The sequence below is a fragment of the Kribbella catacumbae DSM 19601 genome, assembly GCF_000372465.1.
Taxonomy (GTDB): domain Bacteria; phylum Actinomycetota; class Actinomycetes; order Propionibacteriales; family Kribbellaceae; genus Kribbella; species Kribbella catacumbae.
In genome coordinates, this window is record NZ_AQUZ01000017.1 from 129,442 (window position 1) to 153,912 (window position 24,471).

A 24,471-nucleotide genomic window follows, 5' to 3' on the forward strand; every position below is an offset into this window, starting at 1 on the left:
CCTGGTGATGAAGGTGCGTAGTGGCGAGCGGGTCTGACATCACTGACCCACCCCAGACCCGCCGCCACCCAGCACCTTCCCGCAAGCTGGCGACGCAGGAGCCCACGCGCCACCCCAACCACTGCAACCACGGCAACGACCTCGGACCGCCGCCTTCACCTAGCGGGCGACGCAGGAGCCAGCGCGTTCCAGCGCCGCGCACGCCCTCGTGAGCCGCGGGACCGTCCCGACCGACAGGACATAGTCCCCAAAACAGGCCGCGCAAACGTTTGCCCGGCCCGATAGCCGCACTATGTCCTGTCGGTCGGGACGGCATCCGCGACTCGCCTACCCTCGCTAGGAGTCCGCGTGCAACCACGGTAACCACCCCAGTCCCGCCGCCATCCAGCGCCTTCGCCAAGTGGGCGACGCAGGAGCCCACGCACCACACCGACCCCGCCACGCTGACCATCGGCCCCTGCCTTCACCAAGCAGGCGACGCAGGAGCGGACGACTGAGCAGGCGTGGGGTTTACTGCCAAGGGCGGAGTTTGTTGGGGTTGCGCACGGCCCAGATGTTGCTGATCCGGTCGCCCACGACATCGAACGCCAGGACCGCTGCCGCCACGTCGTTGTCCATGACAACCAACCCGGGCTGGCCGTTGACCGTGCGTTCGACGATTGTCAGGTGGCCGGCCCGTTCGGCGAGGTCCACGAAGTACTGGGCGACCAGCTCGCCGCCTTCGACCGGGTGGAGGGCGGCAGTGGCGAGGCCGCCGCCGTCGCCGGTTGCGGTGGCGGTTGGGTCGAGGAGGCCGATCAGGGCCTCGATGTCTTTGGCTTCCCAGGCCTGCTTGAAGTCCCGCACGATCGCCGCGCACTCGGCCGCCGGAGCCGGGGGTTCCTGCGACGTACGAAGCCGACGCCGCGCTGACGTAGCCAACTGACGGCAGGCAGCCGGCGTACGACCGACGATGCCCGCGACTTCAGGGAACGAGTACCGGAAGACATCGTGAAGGATAAAGGCGACCCGCTCAGCCGGAGTCATAGATTCGAGGACGACAAGGAAGGCCATGTTGACCGACTCATCGAGGGTGACCCGGTCGGCCGGGTCCGCGGTGCTGCCGGTCGTGCGCCCGCCGGTCCATTCCGACTGGTCTGGGATCGGCTCAGGGATCCACTCTCCGACATAGTTCTCCCGCCGGACTCGCGCCGATCCGAGCAGGTCGAGGCAGATGCGGCTCGCGACCGTGGTCAGCCAGGCGCCGGGGGAGCGGATGGCGTCCTGCTCCTCCCGGGTCAGGGCGTACCAGCGGGCATACGTCTCCTGTACGACGTCCTCCGCGTCCGCCAGCGATCCGACCAGCCGGTAAGCGAGGTTGATCAGCTGACGCCGCTCGCTCATGATCGCGCTCAGATTCGGATCACCGCTGGTCACGGTCGCGCCTCCTTCGGTCGTTTCGGGCTCTCGATCAGTCCGACGAGACAGCGTGCCGGACTGTGAGGTCTGCGGCTGGCCGGCCCCCACGTGCCCTCACATCCGGGCCGGCTGTCTCGTCGGGGGTGGAGAGACGAAACGGACCAGAGGAGAGGATCGAAGTGAGCGACATTCAGGCTATCGCCGACCGGTTGGAGATCGAGGCGCTGCGGTGCGGGTTCACGGACTCGTCGCTGATGCGCGACTGGGACGGGTTCGCGGCGACCTTCACCCCGGACGGCGCCTTGCGGATGCCCCACGCGAAAATCGAGTTCACCAGCCGTGCGGACATCCGGGCCGGCGTCGAGCGGCTGCGGGGCCTCTGGGAGTTCTTCGTGCAAACGGTGCACCCAGGCCCGATCCAGCTCGAGGGCGACACCGCGACCGGGCGCACCTACATCGAGGAGTTCGGCCGCTTCCACGACGGCGCCTCGCACCGGAACTACGCCCGGTACCACGACCGCTATCAGCGCACCGCGGACGGCTGGAAGTTCACCGAACGCGTCTACGAGATCCTGTACTACGACACCACCCCGCTGACCGGCTCGGTCCCGACCGCCACGACCGAATTCGACCTGCCGGCAGGCGTCCACGCATGACGAAGCTCAGTGAACTCACCGGCGACTACCGCCTGGACAGCGCCGGCAGCAGGATCGGCTTCGTCGTACCGACCGTGCTGGTCAGCAAAGTGCGTGGGCAGTTCGACGACTTCGACGGCACCGCCCGGCTGGATGGCGACGACCCGTCGAGGTCGTCGGTCAAGATCACGATCCAGGCGAAGAGCATCCAGACCCGCAACACGCGGCGCGACAACCACCTGCGCAAGAGCTACCTGGAGACAGCCGATCATCCGGCCATGACGTTCACCTCGACCAAGGTGGAGCAGACGGACGAGACCCACTTCGCCGTCACCGGCGACCTCACCATCCACGGCGACACGTTGCCGGTTACCGTGACGTTCGAACTGATGAGCGCTGACGAGCTCCGGTTCGAGGGCAAGGCGACGATCAACCGCAAGGACTGGGGCGTCAGCTGGTTCGAGGCCGGTGGATTCTTCGTCGGTGCGGAGGTCACGCTGGAACTGGAGGTCGCCGCGGTCAGGCTCCGATAATTTTTCCCGCGTTCGGCGCATCATCCCCGGTAGTGACGCTCTCTCACAACTGGGGCAACAATGAAATTGCTGAAGAGACGGAGACTGTGGCGGACCGGCATGGCCGGCGTGCTGCTGGCGACCGTCGTGGTGGTGCCGGGGTCGGCGCAGGGTGCGGCGGCGGCCGCCTGCACGATGTCGCTGGGCGCGATCCGCGCCGACGGCATGCTGATGCGGTGGGCGATGGACGAACACAACTGGGTACTGACCCAGACAGGCGCGGACCCCGGGTACGCCTCGTTCCGGACGATGGCCCTGATCAGCCTGACGCGGACCTACGACACCTTCCTCGGTACGACGCGCAGCGGCGCGCTCTACACGGTACGGATCCCGCTGACCTCGCCGATGAAGCCGGTGCTCAAGCTGGTTCGCCAAGGGAACTGGCAGAAGTACGAGACGCTGGTCGCCGAGCGTTGCGGCCAGAGCGGCACGCTGCTGCTCGCCATCGACACGAACACGAGCTCCGCTGACCTGTACGCCGTCGGGCACGCGAACGGTACTGCGACCGCGATCCAGAGCCTCGGAGTGGTCGACAACCTCCAGGGCGACGAGGCGTACTTCCGACTGACCGGCCGTCCGTGGGCGACCAAACCCCTCTCAGGCGAGTGAAGGAATCAATATGACCAGCAACAACCCCTGGATCCGTCGCGCACTGGCCGTCGCGGCCGGAACAGCGATGATGTCCGGCCTGGCAGTCAGCTCCTCGATCGCCGCACCGACGGCCGGTCAACAAGCGACAGCCGCCTGCAAGGCGTACTCGATGTCGCTGACGGCCGCCGGCGATCACATCCAGCGCGACTTCGAAGCAACCACGCCACCGGCCAAGACCGAGATCAAGGGCGCGACCGGAGTCTTTCCGCAAACCCGGCTGAGCAGCGCGATGCTGGCCGAATCGGTTGACTCCGGCACCTTGTTCTCCGGCTGGATGGTGTCCGGCGACTCGATGTACGAGGTCGGCTACCAGGCCGACCAGGAGCGCAAGCTGGTACCGGGGTCGCTGCTGAAGAAGCGCGTCGGCGGCGGCTGGAGCGTCTTTACCGACTTCGAAACCTCCCGGTACTACGAATCGACCGCGCCGACCGCGTTCCGCCGCATCAACCAGTACGCGCTGCGCTCCGACGGCACGCTGTTCCGCTGGACGATGTCCGGTGACAGCTGGACCAAACCGGTGAGCGCAGCCGGCTTCTCGTCGGTCCGGTCGATGGCGTTGATCAGTCAGACCCGGACGTACGAGACCTTCATCGCCACCACCAAGGGTGGAGCGCTCTACACCGTCCACCTGCCGACCGACGAGACGATGAAGCCGACGGTCAAGCAGCTCCAGCCGTCGGGGAGCTGGTGGCAGCCGTACGTCGACCTGATCGCCCAGCGCTGCGGCCAGTACGGCACCCTGCTGCTCGCGATCGACCGGAACCAGCGCAACGGGAAGCTGTACGCCATCGGGCATGCCGACGGACCGGCGACCGTGGTGAAGGAGCTCGGCTGGGTCGGCGACGAGTCTCTCCCGGACCCGGTCAACTTCGGCTGGGTCAGTGGACTCGGCGTCAATCCGCCCCTGAACGGCGAGTGACACTCGCCCAGACTGACGACCGGCATCCTCCGTTGTAGCGTGGAGCGCGATCGTGAAATCGATTTCGCTCAGCAGCTAGGAGGAGCCGGTGTCGAAAGGGCTCAAGCTCGCGGTCCTGGGGTTCTGGCACGTTCACGCGAAGGACTACGCACGGCAGGCGCAGGAACATCCCGGCACGGAACTCGTCGCGGTCTGGGATGACGACCTGGAGCTCGGACAGGCCGGTGCGGCCCAGTTCGGAGTCCCGTTCACCGATGACCTCGGGACTCTGCTGGGCCGCACCGACCTGGACGGCGTCATCATCACCACCGCGACGACCGCGCATCGCAACCTGATGGTCCGGGCAGCGAGCGCGGGCAAGCACATCTTCACCGAGAAGCTGCTCGCGCCGACCGTCACCGAGGCCACGGACATCATCGCCGCGGCCGACGCGAGCGGCGTGAAGCTCGTGGTCTCCTTGCCCCGGCTCGCCCACGGGTATACGCAGGCGATCCGAGAGGTGATCGACAGCGGCAGCCTCGGTCAACTCACCTACGGCCGGGTCCGGCTGTCCCACGACGGAGCGGTTCCGAGAGACGGCAAGGAAGGCTGGCTGCCGCAGCGGTTCTTCGACCAGCAGGCCGCGATCGGCGGAGCTCTGACGGATCTCGGCTGCCACCCGGTCTATCTGCTGCAACTGTTCCTCGGTGCCGATCCCGAGACGGTCAGCGCGACCTATCGCTCAGTGGCCGGCCGCGGGCTCGAGGACAACGCCGTCGTCACCGTCGGCTATCCAGACCAGAAGATCGGCGTGATCGAGGCAGGGTTCGCCAGCCCGAATCCCTTCACGATCGAGATCTACGGCACTGACGGCAGCCTGACCTACACCGACGAAGGCAATGTACTGCGGGTCGCAGGGCACCAGCTGCCCGTGCCTGAACATGGCAAAGACCCCTTCGCGCAATGGGTCGACCACATCACCAACGACACGCGGGCGGACGACAACCTCGCCCGGGCGGTGGAGCTGACCCGGCTGGTCGTCGCCGCCAACGAGGCTGCGGTGCAAGGCCGGGCGATCGCGTACGCCGTACCGGAGGCCGTCTGATGGCACAGCTCAAGGTCGGACTCATCGGCGGCGGGGGCATCGCGTCCGCTCACATCAAGGGCTATCGCGAGCACGCCGAGAAGATCGGCATCACCGCGGTGGCCGACGCGGTGGAAGAGACGGCTGCCGCACGCGGCGGCGAGCTGGGCGCAACGGCGTACACGGACTATGGGCGGATGATCGCGGCTGAGGAGCTCGACGCGGTCGACATCTGCCTGCCTCACCACCTGCACAGGGATGCGATCGTCGCCGCTGCGCAGGCCGGCAAGCACATCCTTTGCGAGAAGCCGCTGTGTCTCACCGCGGACGAGGCCGCCGATGTCCGGGCCGCGGTCAGCGCGAATGGCGTGACGCTCATGTGCGCGCACAACCAGCTGTTCATGCCAGCGGTGGCCAAGGCGAAGGAGCTGCTCGACGCAGGACTCCTCGGCACCGTGTACGAGGTGCGAACCACCGACAGCTTCTACAACGACTTCGATCCGTCGACCATGGGCTGGCGCGCTAGCAGCAAGACGAGCGGCGGTGGCGAGCTGATCGACACCGGGTACCACCCGACGTACCTGATGTTGCACCTGGCCGGTGGCTCACCGGTCGAGGCGACCGCGATGCTGTCCACTCATCGGCTGAAGTTCATGGACGGCGAGGATTCAGCGCAGGTGCTGATCAGGTTCGACAACGGCGTTGTCGGGCAGCTGGTGACCAGCTGGGCGTACCAGCCGGCCGCGGGCACCGAGCGCTTCTCCGTGGTCGGGGAGCTCGGATCCCTGCGCAGCGACGGCAATTCGCTGACCACCCAACTCCGGTCCGGCGAAACCCACACCTACGACCTGGAGCCCGTCGACACCTTCATGGCCGAGATCGGCCACTTCGCCGACTCCCTGCTCGGCAACACCCGCCCGCTCCACACCGAGCAGGAAGGCATCGCCGTCCTGGGAATCCTGCTGGCCGCTTACGAGGGCGCCCGGACGGAGACCATCGCGCCGATCAGATGACCGCGATGGCCGTGACGCCGAGCGTGATGCCGACCAGATAGGTGCCTAGGGCACCAATATCCCGAAGTGGGCCGTGCGCGGCGAGGGTCTTGGCTTGGAGCATGCCGACGGCGTGCGTGGTCCGTACGCCGAGAGCCGCGACGGCCAGCGCCTCGACCCACCAACTGCTGGAGAGCGCGGAGCAGACCAGCAGCAGCACGATCAGCGTCGGGATGTACTCCGCTGCGTTGCCGTGCGCGCGTACGGCGATCAGGAGCCGGTCGGCGGGATCGGTCGATGCCTGGTCGCCGCCGTTCTTGCCGCGGAGCGCGCGGTGGCGGGTGACGTTGGCGCCGAGCAGGAACAGCAGCACACCCATCAGGGCGATGCAGACGATCGTGACGGTACTCATCCCAGGACTCCTTCGAGCTGACGGGTTGATTCGGCGAGACGGTGGACCATCGCGTGGCTGAGCTCGGTGCCCAGCAGTGCGTCGGTCTTGTGCATGCCCCCTGGGCAGGTCACGTTGACCTCGATCAGCCGGCCGCCGATGACGTCCAGGCCGGCGAGTGCGATGCCGTGGCGGAGCAGGTGCGGGCGGAGCGCGGCGACGATCGCCCGGTCGGCGTCGTCGATGTCCGCGGGTGCGATCGGCGGGCCGATCCGGAAGTCGTCGGCGCACGGCCGGCGTAGTACCGCGCCGACGATCTCCGCGTCGAGCAGGAACAGTCGTTTGTTGCCGTGCTCAACGGCCGGCAGATACTGCTGCGCGATCACCTGACGTCGGCCGCCGCGGGTTGCGGATTCGAGCAGTGAGATCGCCGAGTGGTCGTTGCCGACCAGCCAGACGTCGAGGCCGGCGAAACCGTCGACGGGCTTGACGACCGCCGTACCGACGGTTGCGACGAAATCGCGCAGACTGGCGAGATCGGCGCCGACGTACGTCGGCGGGCAGAGGTCGGGGAAGCGCAGGGCGATGAGCTTCTCGTGCATCGCCCGGATTCCTTCGGGGCGGTTGATCACGCGAGTGCCGGCGTCTTCGGCGAGGTCGAGCAGATAGGTCGTGTGGAGATAGCGCTCGTCGACGGGCGGGTCGATGCGCAGGTGCACCAGGTCGAACGCTTGGATGTCGAGGACTTCGATGCCGAGCTCGTCGAACCAGGTCGGGTCGACGATCCAGCGGTGGTGGCCGCCGGTTGAGCATCGCGGGCGGAGCTGGAGTCGGTGGGCACGGACATGAAGGTTGCCGTCGGCAACGGAGAGTTCCTCGGGTTCGCAGTACCAGACGTCGAGACCGAGGTCTTGAGTTGCGGTCATCAGGCCGATGGTGGCGTCGACGTCGGCCTGCAGTCCGGCCAGTGGGTCGGTGATGAAGAGGACGTTCATGCCACTAGCTCCAAATCGAGTTCGCGACCGCGATCAGCTGTGGCTGGGTCGCCCATCGCTGCGGCCCGCCAGTGTTCGGCCAAGCGAGGGAGCTCAGGGCGGAGCTCCTGGAGTGTCCGCTGACGTCGATCGTCGTCATACATCAGCGTTGAGAGCGCTGTGACCACTTGAGCGACGGCGGCAGGTTCTTGGGCGTCGAGGTAGCGGACTTCGAGGTACGTAGCGCGCGGACGAACTGGCGGGAACAGCGTGGTCAGGTGGTCGGCCGGGCCTTGAGAGGTGAAAACTGCGGCGCCGGCGGCGAACTCGGTGTAGGCCGTGATCGGGTCGCCCCGCAGCAAACGGTCGTCGAAGCCGGTCCGGGCTGGGTCGAGATCGAGCCAGGTGGCGAGTCTTCCCTCTAGGCCGGTGCTTCGCGCGAACCTCGCGGCCAGGAACGGGCCGGCCAGGTTGAGGACCTGCCACTGCTCCTCGCCGGCGCGCCCCGGCCACCAGTCCAGGCAGGCCTGGGTCGAGGCGGTACGGCGCATCATCCGCCGGCCGGCGGGGCCGATCGCGTCGAAGTGGCGATGCATGGCGACGTACCGCGGCGTCGTCAGTTGCAGAGGAACCTCGTGTTCGGGGCGCGGGTCGCAGGGGAGCGCGTCGATGCGGATCCCGTCCGTGGCGAGGTGCCGCTGGAGGTCGTCGGTCAGCGCGCAGAGGTCGGCGGCCGGATCCAGGCTGCAGGGCAGGCTCAGCTCGAGCTGTCCACCGGGTTCGAAGCTGAGGTACGGGTTCGCGTACGCCGTACGGGCTGCTCGGCGAACTCGGTCGATCGGTACTGCGGCGCCTGTCGCGATGTCGGCGACGAGAAACTCCTGCTCGACGGCGACCCGAGTGGTCCGGCGGTGGCCGCGAGCGAACAAGCCGGCCACGAGCGCGTGTAGCTCCTTGGTCTCCATCGTTCCCCCTGATACTGTAAGGACTCCTGTCGAAATATTGAAAGGAATCCTTACGGATGTCAAGGGTTGATCTGCCCCGGCTCGGCCAGAAGCCGCTGATCGCGCTGGTCGACCGGGCGAACCGGGCTCTGCAGGCCGACATGGTGCAGACCGGACATCGCCGCGGTCACCCGGAGCTGAAGCCGGCCCACAACTCCGTCTTCGGCACCTTGGCCGAGGAGGGATCACGCGCGATCGATATGGCCACCCGCGCGGGGATCACGCGGCAGTCGATGGGCGAGGTGATCCGCGAGATGGTCGACCTGGGCATCCTCGAGATGCGCCCGGACCCTGAGGACCGGCGCGCCAAACTGGTCACCTACACCGAACACGGCCGCTGGGTCGCAGGCGGCGGCCGCCAGTACCTGATCGAACTCGAGCAGCGCTTCGCGGACGAGTTCGGCGCCGCGGAGTACGCCATGGCGCGCGATATCCTCGCCCGAATCGTCCCCCTCCTGGACCAATGGGCCAGCGAGGAGGCTGAAGCCGACGCCGTTTAGGCAGACCGGGTCAGCCAGGGATCTCCAGGCCTCCGGTCGGGGCGGAATCCGTTGGCTGCTGCCAGGGCGGCCGCGTCGGAGAGCCCGGCATCCCAGGACCACTCGCTGTGGACATGTCCGTCGCCGGGTAGCTCCATGCCCGGCATTCTGCCTCAGCCGAAGGGGCCGGCCGGCCGGGTAGGTTTCTTCTTCATGGGTGAGATCGCTGTCGACGAAGCGTTGGTGCGGGACCTCTTGCTGCAGCAGCATCCGGATCTGGCCGGGCTGGAGATCCGTGAGGTGAACGGAGGCTGGGACAACCAGATGTGGCGGCTGGGGGAGGAGTTCGCAGTACGGATTCCCCGGACGCCTCGTGCACCCGAACTGCTGCGGATCGAGCAGCAGTGGTTGCCGTCGCTGGCTGAAGAGTTGCCGTTGCCGGTTCCCGTACCGGTGCGGTCCGGTGAACCGTCGGAGCGATTCCCCAAGACCTGGCACGTCGTCCGGTGGGTCTCAGGAGAACCAGCCGACCGTACTCCGATCAGCAGCGCCGGGTCGGCCGAGACGCTCGCGGAGTTCCTCAAAGCCCTGCACCAGAAGGCTCCTGCCGACGCGCCGGTCAGTCCGCGCAGCACTCGGTTGAGCGACCACGTTGACGGCCTCGAGCAGTGGTTCCCGTACGCCGACGCCAGCGAGGCCGCCTTACGCCGTACCTGGGAGGCGGCCGTCGCCGCCCCGGTCTGGCAGGGCGCGCCAGTCTGGTTGCACGGCGACCTTCATCCCGCGAACGTCGTCGTCGCGGACGGCGCCCTGTCCGGCGTGATCGATTTCGGCGAACTGTGCGCAGGCGATCCGGCGACAGATCTCGCCGCGGCGTGGGTGCTGTTGCCCGCGGATTCGGCCAACCGCTTCTTCGACGCGTACGGCGACGTGGATGACGCCATGATCCAGCGCTCGCTCGGCTGGGCGGTGGCGAAGTCCCTGGCGCTGCTCAGCATCGGCCGGGCCGGGGACCGGGGTCTGCCCGGCGGGAAGAAGACCTGGGGGCCGGCGGGCCGGGCGGCGATTGCGCGTGTTCTGGACCATGCCCGCTCGTGATTGCTTGGCGGGAGGTATCGAATTTGATACTTTGGAGGACATGGAGGTTGCTGACTATGAGCGGGCGCAGATCGCGGATGACATGCGGTCGGCGCTGGTTGACGCCGGTCTGACGCAAGCGGCGTTTGCCCGCCTGCTCGGGACCTCGCGGCCCCGCCTGTCTGCCTATGTCAGCGGTAGGACCATCCCGTCGGCCGCCCTCTACCAGCGGGCGTTGCGAACCGCCCGAGGGCTCAAGAGCAGCCGCGACCACGGCTGGATGATTCCGGATCGGACGATCGACGAGATCAACGCTGCCCTGGCCGACGGCGACGAGGAGTGGGCTTTCAAGCTGGCTTTGCAGGCGCGTGATCAGCTGGCCTACCAGTTGCGGAGCCATGATCCGGCCAGCGATGCGTGGTTGCTGCGGAGCCGAGAGATCACGGACCCGCGGTTCGAGACGCTACTTGCCGCTCTGATCTGGCACGAGTTCGAGAAGCGTGACCACCGGCGCGTCCCGGAGTGGGCCCAAGCCCCCAGGCTGAAGAAGCCATGGCTCCAGCCCAACGCCCGCCGTGGCGCCGCTTGGACCAGGAAGAACACCCCGCGATGGCTCGCCGACCGCGGAATCTTCATCTCCGAACACGACCTCATGACTGCGTAGAAGCCTCACCTGCTCCTGTGGTGCCGCACCTTCGTCAGCATGCTTTGCCGGTACGTCGCTGACGCGCCTTCCTCACGTCACCAACAGGCGGCGTGAACCCAGTCCTAACCGTCCTCGCCAACGCCCTCTGAGTCGCCCACCTCATCAGCCGACTCTGATTCTGGTGCCGGTGGGGTGGGCTTTCGGGTGACCTTGAAGTGGTCGACCTGTTGTGGTGTTAGCGGCATTTCCTCGATGGGGGTGGTCGGGCGGCGGGCGGATGGGACCTGGTCGAGGCCGATGACGTCTACGGAGACCTTGGCTTCGTCGAACGTGAGGCGGAGTACGGACTTGTACTTCGATGACCGGGTCGAAGCGAAGGCCTCGGTCTCGTGGTAGCCGAACCAGTCGCTGACGATCAGGTAGAGCGTGAATACCAGGGTTCCGAGGATGACGAACGGGATGTACGCGAGCAGAAGCCAGGCTGGGCGGCCCGCGCCGTTGAGTTCCCAGACCAGCCAGGCGACCAGCGCGATCGCCACCAGATGAACCGCGGTATGCGCGACAGCCGCGACCCCGACCTTGATCAGGCGGAACTTCCAGGAGCGGCCTCTTCGGCCGCGGATCCCGGTCAGGGCGTAGGCGTAGGTAAGGGCTGCGAACACGACGCAGGCAATGACGGAAGGCCATCGCACGACTTGATCGAGCGGGCGACCCGCCACTGTCCAGAACACACAGGTCAGGAGCGCGCCGATGAGGGCAGGGAGCCCGGGACCGTTGTGCAGCCCCATCGTCCAGATCCCTCGACGGAGCTTCTTCGACTCGTCGACGCTCGGGTAGGTAGTGCCCCTGTTGTACCGCGTCACTGGTCGTGCAGCGCCTTCCCGCTGCCGCCCCCAGGGCACCGACAGCTTTTCCTTCAGATGGTGAGTGGGTGACGTGAATGCACCACCGCCGCCACAAGTGACGAGGACAGGACCCGGGAGCCAGTTCAGCCTCTCGTCCCCGGCCGGCTGCTGGTCGGTCGGCTGTGGCTCGGCCGGGTTGTACACCGCGTAGTGATGCCTGTCCCCAGTCACGATCATCCGGAGCCGCTCGTCTTCCGGCAGTCCGAGGTACCGGCGGCGGAAGTTCACCATGGTGGTCATCGGCGTTTCCCGGTCGAAGGCCGGCGGACTGTCGTCCTCGGCTTCCAGCCAGCTCGGAGTGGACGTGCAGAGTACGACGCCGTCGTCAGCCTTCAGTTTGCCCTTGGCCGCGTCGAAGTACGCCAGCTGGACCGAGTCGATAGGGGCGTTGAGTTGTGAGTCGACCCCCCAGATCCACCAGTTGGGGTGAACCCGGATCGCGAAGTAGCTGCGGGACTGAATCGTGGTCCAGCCACCCGCGACCTCCCGCTGAGTGGTCTTTTCACGGGTCTCGTAGCCGCCGACCTGCGTCAAGCCGGCGGCGTCGACCTCGTCTGTCATCCGCGTCCATGACTCGCAGAAGGTACGACGGAACGCGGACAGCCCGTCGTACCAGTCGTGGTTCCCGGGGAGTGCGAGGACCGGTGGCCCATAGGCGGGGGAAGCGGGATCGAGGAACTGCGGATAGCAGTAGCGGGCGGCCCTGAACACAGCAGTGAAGCGCTTTCGGTACGCGTCGGCGCTGGCCACCGGATAGACCTCGTCGCCGCCCAGCACAAGCAGGTCGGCCGGACCTGCGGGCTCCTTCTTGGGATCAACGGGCAGGCCGCCCGCAAGGAGCCGGGCTACCGCGAAGGTCGCGTCGAATCCGTCACCGGTGTCCGCCGTGAAGTCGACCCGGACCGGCTTCTTGTCATCTGGATGCGTCAGCGCGTAGATGCTGGCCGGGGCGCTGCCCATCACGTCACGCTTGTCGGCGAACCGCGCGAACAGCGACGCCGCCGTCACCTCTTGCGCGGTCCGAATCAGCTGCATCAACGACAGCCACCGAACCGCATGCTCACCGAACCTGCCTTTGGCCAACCTGACTTCAGCCGCCACCCGAGGATCCGTGGACACAGCGCGCCCCCCAAAGCCGATATCCGGACACCATCGGTCCCATCATGACGCCCCTGCGTCACCTGGGCTATGGCTTGGGTCGCTAGATGCGGCTCGGGTCGTAGCTGCACAGGGAGCCGGTCCGGACGCTGCTGCTGAGCTGACGCCCGAGGTCGGGGTCCAGCGCGGTGATTCGTTCGAGGGCCGACCGCAGGGCCCGCGTGACGTTGAGGCGTGCCTTCTCGGCCGAGGAGCCCAGCTTCCTGGACCGCCCGGCCAGCCCGGTAGCGCGGCGCAGTTCGGTCAGCAGGGCCTCCTTCTCGGACTGGGCTCGCTGTGCGGCCGAGAGGTCGTTCGAGGCACCGGCTTGATCGAGCTGTACTTCGAGCTCGTCGAGCCGTGCTCGGTACTCGCGGCGTGCCCGGTCATCGAGCACATTGTCCTCGACCGATGCCTCCGGCAACCCGGCCAGCGTGACGGCGCTGATCTCCCGGCCAGGGTTGCGCAGTAGTTGATCCAGGTAGTGCAGGCCGAGGCTGTCGGTCAGCAGTAGCTCGGCCGTGCCGTTGTGCAGCCGCCACATTTCGCCGTCGCGAACCAGGGCTGGGCCGTGGCCGGGCAGGCGAGGCCTCATTCCCAGTCGCTCGGCGGCCTGCTCGGCCTGCGCAGTGACGTGCGGTGCGACGCTGGGAAGGTCGCGAACGGCATGCACAACCCACGGTCGTGCGCCGATTTGCTCGTAGGTACGTCTTGCCTGTTCGATGCGGCCGGCGGCGGTGCGAAGGTCGCCGTACGCCTTGGCGGCGATACCACGGTAGTGGCTGACCAGGCCCATCCATTGGACGGCACAGCCGACCACCAGCGCCTGGCCGTCATAGGGCGCCAACGACATATCCACGTCGCGTGCGGCGTCCGCGTCACCTAACGCGCAGGCCAACCAGGCGAGCAGCGCGAGCAGCCAAGGCAGGTGCTGGTCGCGCGGGAACGAGGTGACCCCGCCGGCCATCGCGTCATGGAACAGGGTGCGGGCTTGCTCCAGCTGGCCCGCCCGTACACACAGCACTGCGAGCGCTGCGCTGAACACCCGATTCGTCGGCGTGCCGAGGGAGCGGTGCGCGACCTGCTCGACGAAGGCCAGGTCCAAGGGATCGAGGTCACGATGCCAGGCGATGGCGTACAGCTGACCCCAGCGCACTGCGTCCGCCTCCGGCTCGTGTGCCTGCAGTCCTACGGCGTGCGCCCGCTGCACGGACTCGGCAGCGAGGTCGAGGACACCCTCCATGGTCTGGATCGTGGCCCGCCGGGAGAGGGCATACAGCCGGTGCCGCCCCCACCCTGTGCGGTCGGCCACCTGCTCGATCGCGAGCAGCTCGGCTCGGGCCGCGGGCGCATCCGCCGCGACGAGCTGCTGATGCAACGCCCACAGATGCCCCTGCATGCGGCGGTCGTCCGTGGTGGCGGCCGACACCAGGCGCGCTGCGTCGTCGACCCTGCCCTGCCGGATCGGGCTGCCCCAGAGCGCGTGCATCCGCGCCGCCTGGACGTCGAACCGCAACGACTTGTCGCCGACCTGCTCGGCGATCCGTACCGCCTCGGCCGTCTCGCGGTCGAGCACCGCGACGTCGTCGCGACCGGCGGCGAGTACCGCCCGCCTGGCGAGCAGCAAGGCTCGCTCCGCCGACGGCTCGTCGCCCAGCTCGCCTGCGCAGCGGCCGATCAGGTCGAGAAGTTCGTCGTCGTGCTCGAGGAACGGGACCTGAGCGGAGGCGGCCAGCAGCGCGCGCGCCGTGCGCCACAGGTCACCGGATCGCTGCGCGATCTCCGCCGCCCGCAACCCGTGCTTGCGGGTCGCGGCCGGATCACCTGCCTGGCCGGACACCTCGGCGAGGTCCGTCAGTAGGTCACATCGCTTCAGCGGGTCCGGCGGTGCGACCAGATCGAGCGCATCGAGGGCGTTACGCAGGTGTGCGGCCGCAGTCTCGAACGCGTACATGCTGCGGGCGCGGGTGGCCGCCAGAGAGGCAAGGCCGACCGCCTCGCGCGCGTGCCCGGCGATGGCGGCCCGCACCGCGTGGTACGCGGCCTCGTCGGGGTCGAGGATCTCACCGGCTGCCAGTACCTTGGCGTGCAGGGCGGCCCGCCGCCCCGGCGCGATACCGGCGTAGATCGTGTCCCGTACCAGGGCGTGCGGGAACGCGAGCCGCCCGACAGCCATCGGAACCTCGGTGAGCAGGCCCGCCCGCACCGATGCATCGGCCGCCTCCGTGAGGTCGTCGGCGGAGTAGACGTGCCGCATCACAGCGAGCCCGACTTCCTCACCCACGACCGCGGCGGCCTCAAGGAACTCCGGCAGCGATGGACACCCGGCCGTGGCGAGCGCCACCTGTCGCCGGACCGCCTGCCGGATGCTCACCGGGATCTCCAGGGCCTCGACCCCGGCCCCGCCTCCAGAGCTGAGCAGGCGGATCGCCGTGTGGACGAACAGCGGGTTGCCCGCCGTACGGCGCAGTACCGGTGCGGCGTGCTCCATCTGCAGTCCCGCGCTGTCGAGCAGCGCCCCGATCTCCTCCTCGCCGAGGGCGCCGAGGGCGACCACCTGGGCACGCGCGGAAAGGTCGTCGACGAGGTCGGAGATCTCAGGCCGCAGGCGGGCCTCCACCAGCCGGCAGGTCGCCACCACGAGCAGTCGCGAGTCGGGAAGCTGCCCAGCGAGGTGCCACAGCAGCAGGGCGGACTCGCGGTTCGCGTCGTGCACGTCCTCAACTACCAGCGTCAGGTCGTGCCCTGCCGCCGCCCGGATGAGCGCCGACGTGACGTCATCGAGCAACGCCCCCCGGAAGGACTCGGCACGGTTCGGGATCGGCCAGGCGTCTGCCTGGATCAGGCCAAGGCCCATCAGGGCCTGCTGGATCTGCAACCACGGTTGAAACGCCGGCCGTGCCGCCCCCTCGAGGCACCTGCCGCGCGCGACCGCCGTGCCCGCCTGCTCGGCAACGGCAGTGAACTGCCCGACCGTGGCGCTCTTGCCGATCCCCGCCTCGCCGGTGAGCAGTACCAGTGCGCCACGACCGGCCCGGGCCGCATCGAGGGCGTCGGCGAGTTCGCGCAGCTCGGGTCCCCGCCCGACGAACTCCACGGTTGCACCCCCTCCGCGACGGTGAACGGCCTCGTTCAACCCGGATGAACGCCTATCGGGTGACGGCGCGTTCGCGCCGAGAATGGAAGGGAGCCCACCATGGGTACCAATGTAGAGGTCCTGCAGCGCTACCTGCAGTCCATCGACCAGCACGACGAGGACGGTGTACGCCGCGCCTTCGCCGAATCAGCGCAGGTCCGGGCCCCCGGCGTAGCGCTCAACGACGTCGGCGAGATCGCCTCGTGGATCGGGGTGTTCTGGCGTGCCTTCCCCGACCTGCGTCACGAGATCCTGGGCAGCGTCGAGGCCGACGGCACGGCTGCTGCCGAGGTGCGGTTCACCGGGACCCACACCGGGCCGCTCGCCTCGCCGGACGGCGACATCCCGGCCACCGGGAAGCCGTTCGACTTCACCTACACCCACTTCACCCGGTTCAGCGACGGCGTGATCGCCGAGGACCACGTGCATTTCGACCAGCTGACCTTCCTGACCCAGCTCGGCCTGGCCGGCTGAGATCCCGGAAAGGAGTCTTGACATGACCATCACCGCTGCGACCCACGAGGAGAAGGCCGCCGAGTTCACCGGCCGGGTACTCGGGGACACGAGTGCGACGACGACCCTGGCGATGAGCCTCATCGGCGACCGGCTGGGCCTGTTCCGGTCACTCGCCGACAACGGCCCGGCCAACAGCGCCGAGCTGGCCCGGCGGACAGGCACCCAGGAGCGGTACGTGCGGGAGTGGCTGGCCGCGATGAACGCCGCCGGCTACCTCGGCCACGACCCGGCTGACGGCCGGTTCCGGCTCCCGCTCGAGCACCGGCCCACGCTGGTCGACGAGCCGGGACCCTCGTTCCTGCCCGGCGTGCAGCAGGAGCTCTACGGCGCGCTGATGCGCTTGCCTGACGTCATCGAGGCGTTCCGGCACGGTGGCGGCGTCCCGCATGAGGACTTCCCGGACGACCTGCACATCGGTGTCGACCGCTTCACCTCGAGCTGGCACGAGAACCTGCTGACCCAGGCGTGGATCCCCGCCGTCCAGGACCTGCAGGACAAGCTCGAGCGCGGCTGCCGGGTGGCCGACGTCGGGTGCGGCGCCGGCCGGGCGCTGATCCGGCTCGCGCAGAAGTTCCCACGGGTGACCGCGGTGGGATACGACGTGCACTCACCCAGCATCGAGCGGGCCCGCACCTTGGCCGCCGAGGCTGGGCTGTCCGACCGGATCCGGTTCGAGGTTCGTGACGCCGGCCTCGGCCTGTCCGAGGCGTATGACGTCATAACCACCTTCGACGTGGTGCACGACGCGGTCGACCCACAGAACCTGCTCCGCTCGATCCGCGACGCCCTCGCATCCGACGGTATCTATCTCTGCCTGGACATCAACTGCTCCGACAGGGTCGACGAAAACGTCGGCCCGGTGGCCGCGCTGCTGTACGGCTTCTCGGTGATGTACTGCATGACCTGTTCGCTGGCCCGTGACGGCGAAGGCCTTGGCACCATGGGCCTGACACCTGCGGTCCTCGCGGACTACGGCAGGCGCGCGGGCTTCTCCTCGGTAACCCAGATCGACATCGACAACCCATTCAACAACCTCTACGCCCTACGAAAGTAGCCCGAACTGAGGCGGCCGGACCGCCAGCACTCATAAAGGTCGTTCGCTGGCGGATGCTGCCGCTCAGGACGACCACGAAGGTGGCCGTTCGGGGAGCTTTGTGAGTGGGGGCGGTCCGGGGCTGATGGGAGCCAGCGTGGCCCGTACGATGGGGAGGTGCCATCGACACTGCCCGAGGGGGAGGTTGCGCCCCGGGACGGGTCGCTGCCGGAACCCGCCGTCCGCGAGGGCGCGACGCGTCCTTTCGGGTTCTATCTGCACGTCCCGTTCTGCGCCGCGCGCTGCGGGTACTGCGACTTCAACACCTATACCGCCAAGGAACTCGGCGGCGGCGGTTCGCAGGCGTCGTACGCCGAAACCGCGGTGGCGGAGGTCCGGCTGGCCCGGCAGGTACTGGGCGATTTGGACCGGCCGGTCGACACGGTGTTCTTCGGTGGCGGTACGCCGACACTCCTGCCGGCCGAGGATCTGGGCCGGATGCTGGCCGCGGTCCGCGACGAGTTCGGGCTGGCTCCGGACGCCGAGGTGACGACCGAGGCGAATCCCGAGTCGGTGGATCCGGCGTACCTGGCCGCGATTCGGGCCGCCGGCTTCAACCGCGTCTCGTTCGGCATGCAGAGCGCATCGCCACATGTGCTGCAGATCCTCGATCGCGTGCACACGCCCGGGCGCGCTCTCGAAGCGGTGAAAGAGGCGACCGCCGCCGGGTTCGAGCACGTCAATCTGGACCTGATCTACGGCACCCCGGGCGAGTCGTTCGAGGACTGGCGCAAGTCGCTCGAGTCGGCCTTGTCGGCCGAGCCGGACCACGTCAGCGCCTACGCGCTGATCGTCGAGGACGGCACCCAGCTCGCCCGCCGGGTACGCCGCGGCGAGCTGCCGATGCCGGATGACGACGACCTCGCCGACAAGTACGTGCTCGCCGACGACCTGCTGACCGCAGCGGGACTCGGCTGGTACGAAGTCTCCAACTGGGCCCGTACTGCGGAAGCCCGCTGCCGCCACAACGAGCTCTACTGGCGCGGCGACACCTGGTGGGGGATCGGCCCGGGCGCACACAGCCACGTCGGTGGCGTCCGCTGGTGGAACGTGAAGCACCCGACCGCGTACGCCGAAAGGCTCGCCGCGGGCGCCAGTCCGGCGTACGCGCGGGAGACCCTGGACGCCGAGACGCGCCGGGTGGAGCGCGTGCTGCTCGAGGTCCGGCTGGCGGCCGGGCTGCCGCTCGATGTGCTCGACGAGGCCGGCCGGGCGGCGGCGAAAGATGCGCTGAGCAACGATCTGCTGATCGAGCGGGACGGCCGGCTGGTGCTCACGCGGCGTGGCCGTTTGCTGGCCGATGCCGTCGTCCGCGACTTGCTGCCCTGACGTCCGGTTCTCAGGGAAAAGCCAGGCTCCGATTCTCAGGAAACAGCCAGGAAGGGCAGCGATCTGTCACCACCGAGGTTCGGACCGTGACAATCGTGACCGCTTTGTGCTGACCAAGTAGGTGTCGTGTCTCAGAGTGACCGTGTGGTCCTTGACACATTCAGTTGAAACGCTCGAAACTCAAGCCACTTTCACAATCGAGAGCGCTCTCAACCCGTCCTCTGTTCAGGGAGCATTCCCATGCGGCCCAGTGCCCGCCAACGCAGTGCCGTCCTGGCGCTCGCCTGCAGCCTCACCCTGCTCGCGACTGCCTGCGGCGGAGACCCCCAGTCCTCCTCGGATTCCGGATCCGAGCAGGACGGCCCGACCATCCGGCTGACCATCGCGACGTTCAACGAGTTCGGCTACGACGACCTGTACGCCGAGTACGAGGCCGAGCACCCGAACATCAAGATCACCCCGCGTAAGGCCAAGACGGTCGACGAGCACATCAAGAACCTCGAGACGAACCTGGCCGCCGGGTCCGGGCTGGCCGACATCGAGGCGATGGAGGTCAGCTGGATCTACAAGTACCTGGCCAAGGCCGACAAGTTCGTCGACCTGCGCGACCACGGCGCGAACGACCTGAAGGAACGCTGGCTGGACTGGAAGGTGGCCGGCGCCACCACCAGCAGCGGCAAGATCATCGGCTACGGCACCGACATCGGTCCGGAGGCGATCTGCTACCGCAAGGACCTGTTCGCCAAGGCCGGGCTGCCGACCGATCGCGCCGAGGTCGCCAAACTGTTCCCGGACTGGCCGTCGTACTTCGCCGCCGGCCGCAAGTTCAAGCAGAAGGTGCCCAACTCGGCCTGGTACGACTCCGCGGTCCTGACCTGGGAAGCGATGCGCAACCAGCTCATCGAGGCCTACTACTCGAACAACGATCGCTACCTCGGCGCCGAGAACCCGCTGCTGAAGCAGACCTGGGACCAGATCGTCGAAGGCACCAAGGACGGCCTGTCCGCCAAGCTGCCCGCGTGGAGCGACGCGTGGAACAAATCCTTCCGCACCGACGCGTTCGCCACGATGGCGTGCCCGGGCTGGCTGCTCGGCGTGATCCAGGACAATGCCGGCAGCTTCGGCAAGGGCAAGTGGGACGTCGCAGGAGTGTTCCCCGACGGTGGCGGCAACTGGGGTGGCTCGTACCTGACGGTCCCGGTCCAGTCGGCCCAGCCGGCCGAGGCAGCCAAGCTCGCCGCCTGGCTGACCGCGCCGGAACAGCAGATCAAGGTCTTCAAGAAGGTCGGCTCGTTCCCGTCCACGGTCGACGCGTACGACGCGCCGCAGGTGAAAAGCCAGGTGAACCAGTACTTCAACAACGCCCCGGTCGGCAAGATCTTCATCGACCGGGCCAAGAACGTCATCCTCAAACAGCACAAGGGCCCTCGGGACGGTGAGATCAACCAGGTCTTCACCAGGGCGCTGGCCCGCGTCGACGAAGGCAAGCAGCAACCCGACGACGCATGGCGCCAAGCGCTGCGCGAAGCCGACAAGACGGCCAACCTGCGCAAGGGAGGCTAGGGCACGGCGGTGTCTCCGGCGGCCGGGGCCTGATTGGTACTACGGTGTCAAGGTCAGATTCAGCCGGGGGAGGTCCGTTGTCGATGCAGGGGCAGGACAGTGGGTCTCCGACGTTGGAGCAGGTGGCCGCGCTGGCTGGGGTTTCGCGGGCGACGGTCTCGCGGGTGGTGAACGGGTCGCCCAAGGTGCTGCCGGAGACGGTGGCGGCGGTCGAGCGCGCGATCGGTGAGCTCGGCTATGTGCCGAACCGGGCCGCCCGCGCGCTGGTGACGCGCCGGACCGACTCGGTGGCGCTCGTAGTACCGGAGCCGGACAGCAGGGTGTTCTCGGACCCTTTTTTCGGTGACATCCTGCGCGGGATCAGCAGGACCCTGGCGCCGACCTCGTCGCAGCTCGTGCTGCTGATCGAGCCCGCCGAGGGTGACGACCAGCGGTTGCTGCGCTACCTGCGTGGCGGTCACGTGGATGGCGCGATCATCGTCAGCCACCACGGCCGCGACAACGTGCTGCAGGAGCTGGCGCAGTTGCCGCTGCCGATCGTGTTCAGCGCGCGTCCGCTCGGCGTCGAAGTACCGGTCGCGAGTGTCGACGTCGACAATGTCGCCGGAGCGCGGACCGCTATCGAGTACCTGCTGTCGATCGGGCGGCGCAAGATCGGCACCGTTGCCGGGCCGCTCGACATGACCGCCGGCCTTGACCGGCTGACCGGGTACAAGGAAGTGGCGGCCGAGGCTGGCATTGCCGAGGCCGTTGCCTATGGCGACTTCACGGCTGACGGTGGCGAGCAGGCAACGCTGCAGCTGCTCGGTGAGCACCCGGATCTCGACGGGATCTTCGTCGCCAACGATCTGATGGCGACGGCGACCCTGCGCGTCCTGTCGCAGCTCGGGAAGCGAGTGCCGGAAGACGTTGCCGTGGTCGGGTTCGACGACTCCGTGGTGGCGACCACGACCACGCCCAAGCTGACCACGGTGCGCCAGCCGGTTGAGAAGCTCGGCGCGCGGCTGGCCGAGATACTGCTCGCGAAGCTCGCTGGTGCCGACCTGACCAGTCCCGAGATCTATGACACCGAATTGATCATCCGTGGCTCTGCCTGAGACGGTCTACGGCGGATCGTTCTGGAACTGGAACTGCACGCGGACCGACCCGTCCAGCGGGACCACCAGGGTGGTGTTCGACGCGTTCCACTGCTGCGGCACGAGGAACAACCGGTTCTGCCCGACCACGAGCAGCCGCAACCCGCGGTACCGGTAGTTGAAGGTCTGGCCGGTACCCGTGCCGGTCCGCAGCGAGGTCTCCTCGATCCCTGGCGACCGCAGTTGCAGCCGTTCCTTGGTGTCGAGGATGACCACGGGGAACTGCTTCAGGTTCTCCGCATCCGACTTCGCCAGCCCGCGGCCGGAGTACTGCGCTGTCGTGGCCGTTGCCCAGAACGCACTGGTTGTCGTGACGACCGCGAGCAGTCCGAGCAGCACGTACTGCGGTTTGAGGCCGGCCGATTTGCGATCGACGTACGAGAGGTAGCCCAGGGTCGCCGCGGCCAGGCCGATCACGACTGGGACGACCAGGGCGTAGTACGGGAGGCCGCCGAGCAGGGGATAGCCGATCAGGCCCACTACACCGAGGAGCAGCAGCGCGATCGCGACGATCTTGGCCCGGCGGATGCTCGTCGCGCTCGGCTGGATCGCGTTGTGCAGCAGGAGTCCGGCGACGGCCAGCAGCGTGATGCCGAGCAGCGGGACCAGTAGCGGTTGCGGGCTGCGCATCACGTAGTCCTGGGTGCTCAGGCCGATGGTGTCGACATCGATCCCGAAGTACTCGTACTGCGAACGGGCGGAGACGTAGCCGAAGTAGAACAGCAGGCCGCTGATCAGCGTCACGGGCGCGACGATGCCGGCCGCGAAACTCACCCAGCGTTCGGCCGGGGACCGCTCGTCAGCCACCCGGCGAGCCTGGCGCTGGCGTGAAGGTGATCTGACTCCCCGGATTCTCGCCCTCCAGGGACTTCTGGCAGTCTGCCTCGGTCGCGCACTCGGCGAACGCCGGAATCCTCAGCTCGACCGGGTCGCCTTCGGTGACTTGCTTGACGCCGACATAGCAGGGATTGAAGCCGCTCGACCGCCAGACGATCTCCGCGGTGCATCGGGGTGACTTGTCGCCGCAGCCGGTCTGATCGAAGGTGAAAACGCCTTCGGGAACGAGTTTCGGCGAGCCGATCTTGATCGTCGTACCGTCCGGGATCGGGGTGCGGCCCAGCCAGTTCACCTCGGCGCACTGGTAGCCCTCTTCGGTGGGCGCGGCGTTGCCACCGATCGGCGCCGACACGATCTCGATCGACGGCTTCTTCTGCGTCGGCTGGGTCGTCTCCGGCTCGGTCGGCTCGACCGGCGGCTCGGTCGGCTCGATCGGCTCGGGCTGGGTGGCGGTAGACGTGGGGTCCGGAGGCACGATCGTGCCTTGGTTGTCCCCGGCCGTATCGCCGGCGCAGCCGAACGGCAGCATCAGCAGACCAGCCACCGCGATCGGACGCCACAGGGTCATGGCAACCACCCCCAAAATCAGGATGGCCTTCCTGGTTGCTCAGGACAACACTTCGTTGCCTACCGTGATCATTCCTGGCTGTGATCAGTCCTGGCTGTGATCAATCCCGGCTGTGATCAGTCCTGGGTGGCGAAGTCGATCAGTTCCTCGACCCGGCCGAGCAGTTCCGGCTCGAGATCGGCGAAGCTGCGGACCTTGGAGAGGATGTGCTTCCAGGCGGCCGCGACATCGGCCTGGTCGGTGGCCGGCCAGCCGAACGTCTGCAGCACGCCCTTCTTCCAGTCCTGACCGTGCGGGATCTTCGGCCAGGCCGCGATCCCCAGCGACGACGGCTTGACGGCTTCCCAGATGTCGATGAACGGGTGGCCGACCACGAGCACGTGCCGGTTGTTCACCTGAGCCGCGATCTTCGACTCCTTCGAGCCGTCGACCAGGTGATCGACGAGTACGCCGAGCCGCCGGCCGGGCCCGGGCTGGAACCGGTTCACGATCGCGGGCAGGTCGTCGATGCCCTCGAGGTACTCGACCACGACGCCCTCGATCCGCAGGTCGTCACCCCAGACCCGCTCGACCAGCTCGGCGTCATGCCGGCCTTCGACGTAGATCCGGCTGGCCCGCGCGACCTTGGCCCGCACGTTCGACACCGCGACCGACCCCGAAGCCGTATGCGTCTTCTTGGCCGGCCCAGCCTTCTTCGGCGCGACCAGATTGACCGGCTTACCGTCCACCCAGAACCCCGGCCCGAGCGGATAGGTCTTGATCTTCCCGAACCGGTCCTCGAGATCGACCACCCCGTGCTCCCACCGAACCACCGCCCCGACGTACCCAGAACTGGGCTCCTCGACCACCAGCCCTTTCTCGATCACCAGATCGACAGTCCGCCCAGTCTTGGGCTTCCGCCAGTCCCCCGACAGCACATCTCTCCCATACCGATCAGCCACCCCCCAACCGTATGCGCTCCATCCCTCCTTCCCCGTCAACCACACCCCGGTACTACGTCCCCCACTCGCTCGAGACAAGCCACCCACCTCGACCTTGAGCACGGCGTAGTCAGTCCCCTGCCCAAAACACGCCTAGGCGGTACCCAAAGTCCCGCTGCTTCCCCTACCCCAACCGACCTTGGGCACCCGCCAGTCGCTCCTTCGGCAAAAGGCTGACTTCCCGGTGCCCAAAGATGACATGCATGGGCCCGTTGGCGGCGGGGCTGGGGATATCGGTGCGGCTGCTGAGGTGACCTCCTCAGCTCAGTCGCATCATCATCGGTTGTATCTATCCGTTTGCGTTGCGGGCGCTGGTGTGCCCGTTGGGAGCTTGAGGAGGTCCCTGATGTCTATCGTAGGAGGATTGGACGTTCATCGGAAGCAGATCACGTTCGACTATCTCGAGGTGGAGTCCGGGCAGGTGTGGTGTGGTCAGATCGCCCCGGCCGATCGGGTGCATTTGGCCGGGT

24 protein-coding genes are annotated in these 24,471 nt (G+C 67.7%); 14 read left to right on the plus strand and 10 right to left on the minus strand.

The annotated features are described in order from the left end of the window. Positions 1 to 510 precede the first annotated feature (510 nt). Positions 511 to 1,416 (minus strand): RNA polymerase sigma factor SigJ, encoded by a 906-nt coding sequence (gene sigJ, locus A3ES_RS0119365; RefSeq protein ID WP_020388497.1) that lies wholly within the window; start codon positions 1,414 to 1,416, stop codon positions 511 to 513. 161 nt (positions 1,417 to 1,577) lie between these two features. Here sigJ and A3ES_RS0119370 point away from each other — a divergent pair, with 161 nt between their 5' ends. The 6 genes from A3ES_RS0119370 to A3ES_RS0119395 all read left to right on the plus strand — a co-directional run bounded on the left by A3ES_RS0119370 (position 1,578) and on the right by A3ES_RS0119395 (position 6,251). Further along, a complete protein-coding gene (locus tag A3ES_RS0119370) occupies positions 1,578 to 2,054 on the plus strand; it encodes a nuclear transport factor 2 family protein (RefSeq protein WP_020388498.1) in 477 nt (158 codons plus the stop codon). Continuing rightward, a complete protein-coding gene (locus A3ES_RS0119375) occupies positions 2,051 to 2,566 on the plus strand; it encodes a YceI family protein (protein WP_020388499.1) in 516 nt (171 codons plus the stop codon). The genes A3ES_RS0119370 and A3ES_RS0119375 overlap by 4 nt, the downstream gene beginning before the upstream one ends. Positions 2,567 to 2,626: 60 nt before the next feature. Continuing rightward, entirely contained in the window at positions 2,627 to 3,214 is a 588-nt protein-coding gene (locus A3ES_RS0119380) for a hypothetical protein (RefSeq protein WP_157630611.1), read from the plus strand. A gap of 10 nt (positions 3,215 to 3,224) precedes the next feature. Beyond that, complete coding sequence (locus A3ES_RS0119385; RefSeq protein ID WP_020388501.1) at positions 3,225 to 4,175, plus strand: hypothetical protein; 951 nt, start codon at positions 3,225 to 3,227, stop codon at positions 4,173 to 4,175. An 88-nt stretch (positions 4,176 to 4,263) separates the two neighbouring features. Beyond that, a complete protein-coding gene (locus tag A3ES_RS0119390) occupies positions 4,264 to 5,259 on the plus strand; it encodes a Gfo/Idh/MocA family protein (RefSeq protein ID WP_020388502.1) in 996 nt (331 codons plus the stop codon). Further along, complete coding sequence (locus A3ES_RS0119395; protein ID WP_020388503.1) at positions 5,259 to 6,251, plus strand: Gfo/Idh/MocA family protein; 993 nt, start codon at positions 5,259 to 5,261, stop codon at positions 6,249 to 6,251. Before A3ES_RS0119390 ends, A3ES_RS0119395 begins: the two co-directional genes overlap by 1 nt. Here the strand turns inward: A3ES_RS0119395 and A3ES_RS0119400 are convergent. Genes A3ES_RS0119400 through A3ES_RS0119410 form a run of 3 tightly spaced genes read right to left on the minus strand, consistent with a single transcriptional unit; the run spans position 6,244 to position 8,560 of the window. Beyond that, a complete protein-coding gene (locus A3ES_RS0119400; protein WP_020388504.1) occupies positions 6,244 to 6,642 on the minus strand; it encodes an MAPEG family protein in 399 nt (132 codons plus the stop codon). The genes A3ES_RS0119395 and A3ES_RS0119400 overlap by 8 nt on opposite strands. Further along, positions 6,639 to 7,616: an ATP-grasp domain-containing protein gene (locus A3ES_RS0119405; protein ID WP_020388505.1), complete on the minus strand. Its 978-nt coding sequence runs from the start codon at positions 7,614 to 7,616 to the stop codon at positions 6,639 to 6,641. Before A3ES_RS0119405 ends, A3ES_RS0119400 begins: the two co-directional genes overlap by 4 nt. Beyond that, positions 7,613 to 8,560 (minus strand): glutamate-cysteine ligase family protein, encoded by a 948-nt coding sequence (locus tag A3ES_RS0119410; protein ID WP_020388506.1) that lies wholly within the window; start codon positions 8,558 to 8,560, stop codon positions 7,613 to 7,615. The genes A3ES_RS0119405 and A3ES_RS0119410 overlap by 4 nt, the downstream gene beginning before the upstream one ends. Before the next feature lie 56 nt (positions 8,561 to 8,616). On the opposite strand from A3ES_RS0119410, the gene A3ES_RS47640 reads away from it, so the two are divergent. Then, complete coding sequence (locus A3ES_RS47640) at positions 8,617 to 9,099, plus strand: MarR family winged helix-turn-helix transcriptional regulator (protein ID WP_020388507.1); 483 nt, start codon at positions 8,617 to 8,619, stop codon at positions 9,097 to 9,099. On the opposite strand, the gene A3ES_RS54115 is transcribed toward A3ES_RS47640, so the two are convergent. Next, on the minus strand, positions 9,096 to 9,236 hold the full coding sequence (locus A3ES_RS54115; RefSeq protein ID WP_157630612.1) for a hypothetical protein: 141 nt from the start codon (positions 9,234 to 9,236) through the stop codon (positions 9,096 to 9,098). The genes A3ES_RS47640 and A3ES_RS54115 overlap by 4 nt on opposite strands. A 55-nt stretch (positions 9,237 to 9,291) precedes the next feature. Here A3ES_RS54115 and A3ES_RS0119420 point away from each other — a divergent pair, with 55 nt between their 5' ends. Then, positions 9,292 to 10,176 carry an aminoglycoside phosphotransferase family protein gene (locus A3ES_RS0119420; RefSeq protein ID WP_026163015.1) on the plus strand — a complete coding sequence of 295 codons (885 nt, stop codon included), beginning with the start codon at positions 9,292 to 9,294 and terminating at the stop codon, positions 10,174 to 10,176. Between the two features lie 40 nt (positions 10,177 to 10,216). Then, complete coding sequence (locus A3ES_RS51325; protein ID WP_020388509.1) at positions 10,217 to 10,819, plus strand: helix-turn-helix domain-containing protein; 603 nt, start codon at positions 10,217 to 10,219, stop codon at positions 10,817 to 10,819. 104 nt (positions 10,820 to 10,923) lie between these two features. Here A3ES_RS51325 and A3ES_RS0119430 read toward each other — a convergent pair whose 3' ends face one another. Further along, positions 10,924 to 12,741: a metallophosphoesterase gene (locus A3ES_RS0119430; protein ID WP_157630613.1), complete on the minus strand. Its 1,818-nt coding sequence runs from the start codon at positions 12,739 to 12,741 to the stop codon at positions 10,924 to 10,926. 166 nt (positions 12,742 to 12,907) lie between these two features. After that, on the minus strand, positions 12,908 to 15,940 hold the full coding sequence (locus A3ES_RS0119435) for an ATP-binding protein (protein WP_020388511.1): 3,033 nt from the start codon (positions 15,938 to 15,940) through the stop codon (positions 12,908 to 12,910). 99 nt (positions 15,941 to 16,039) lie between these two features. Here A3ES_RS0119435 and A3ES_RS51330 point away from each other — a divergent pair, with 99 nt between their 5' ends. From A3ES_RS51330 to A3ES_RS0119460, 5 genes are all read left to right on the plus strand, one after another. Continuing rightward, positions 16,040 to 16,453, plus strand: coding sequence for an ester cyclase (locus tag A3ES_RS51330; RefSeq protein WP_020388512.1), 414 nt, complete (start codon positions 16,040 to 16,042; stop codon positions 16,451 to 16,453). Between the two features lie 22 nt (positions 16,454 to 16,475). After that, a complete protein-coding gene (locus tag A3ES_RS47655) occupies positions 16,476 to 17,549 on the plus strand; it encodes an SAM-dependent methyltransferase (protein ID WP_020388513.1) in 1,074 nt (357 codons plus the stop codon). Between the two features lie 156 nt (positions 17,550 to 17,705). Further along, complete coding sequence (hemW, locus tag A3ES_RS0119450) at positions 17,706 to 18,917, plus strand: radical SAM family heme chaperone HemW (RefSeq protein ID WP_020388514.1); 1,212 nt, start codon at positions 17,706 to 17,708, stop codon at positions 18,915 to 18,917. 240 nt (positions 18,918 to 19,157) lie between these two features. After that, the gene (locus A3ES_RS47660) at positions 19,158 to 20,480 is read left to right on the plus strand and encodes an ABC transporter substrate-binding protein (protein ID WP_020388515.1); all 1,323 of its coding nucleotides are present in this window, start codon (positions 19,158 to 19,160) and stop codon (positions 20,478 to 20,480) included. Between the two features lie 83 nt (positions 20,481 to 20,563). After that, positions 20,564 to 21,577, plus strand: a complete 1,014-nt coding sequence (locus tag A3ES_RS0119460; protein WP_020388516.1) for a LacI family DNA-binding transcriptional regulator — start codon at positions 20,564 to 20,566, stop codon at positions 21,575 to 21,577. A gap of 6 nt (positions 21,578 to 21,583) precedes the next feature. On the opposite strand, the gene A3ES_RS0119465 is transcribed toward A3ES_RS0119460, so the two are convergent. The 3 genes from A3ES_RS0119465 to A3ES_RS0119475 all read right to left on the minus strand — a co-directional run bounded on the left by A3ES_RS0119465 (position 21,584) and on the right by A3ES_RS0119475 (position 23,962). Next, on the minus strand, positions 21,584 to 22,423 hold the full coding sequence (locus A3ES_RS0119465; RefSeq protein WP_020388517.1) for a hypothetical protein: 840 nt from the start codon (positions 22,421 to 22,423) through the stop codon (positions 21,584 to 21,586). Further along, positions 22,416 to 23,021, minus strand: coding sequence for a hypothetical protein (locus tag A3ES_RS0119470; RefSeq protein ID WP_020388518.1), 606 nt, complete (start codon positions 23,019 to 23,021; stop codon positions 22,416 to 22,418). The genes A3ES_RS0119465 and A3ES_RS0119470 overlap by 8 nt, the downstream gene beginning before the upstream one ends. 116 nt (positions 23,022 to 23,137) lie before the next feature. Further along, entirely contained in the window at positions 23,138 to 23,962 is an 825-nt protein-coding gene (locus A3ES_RS0119475) for a DUF3097 domain-containing protein (protein WP_026163016.1), read from the minus strand. Positions 23,963 to 24,471 lie beyond the last annotated feature (509 nt).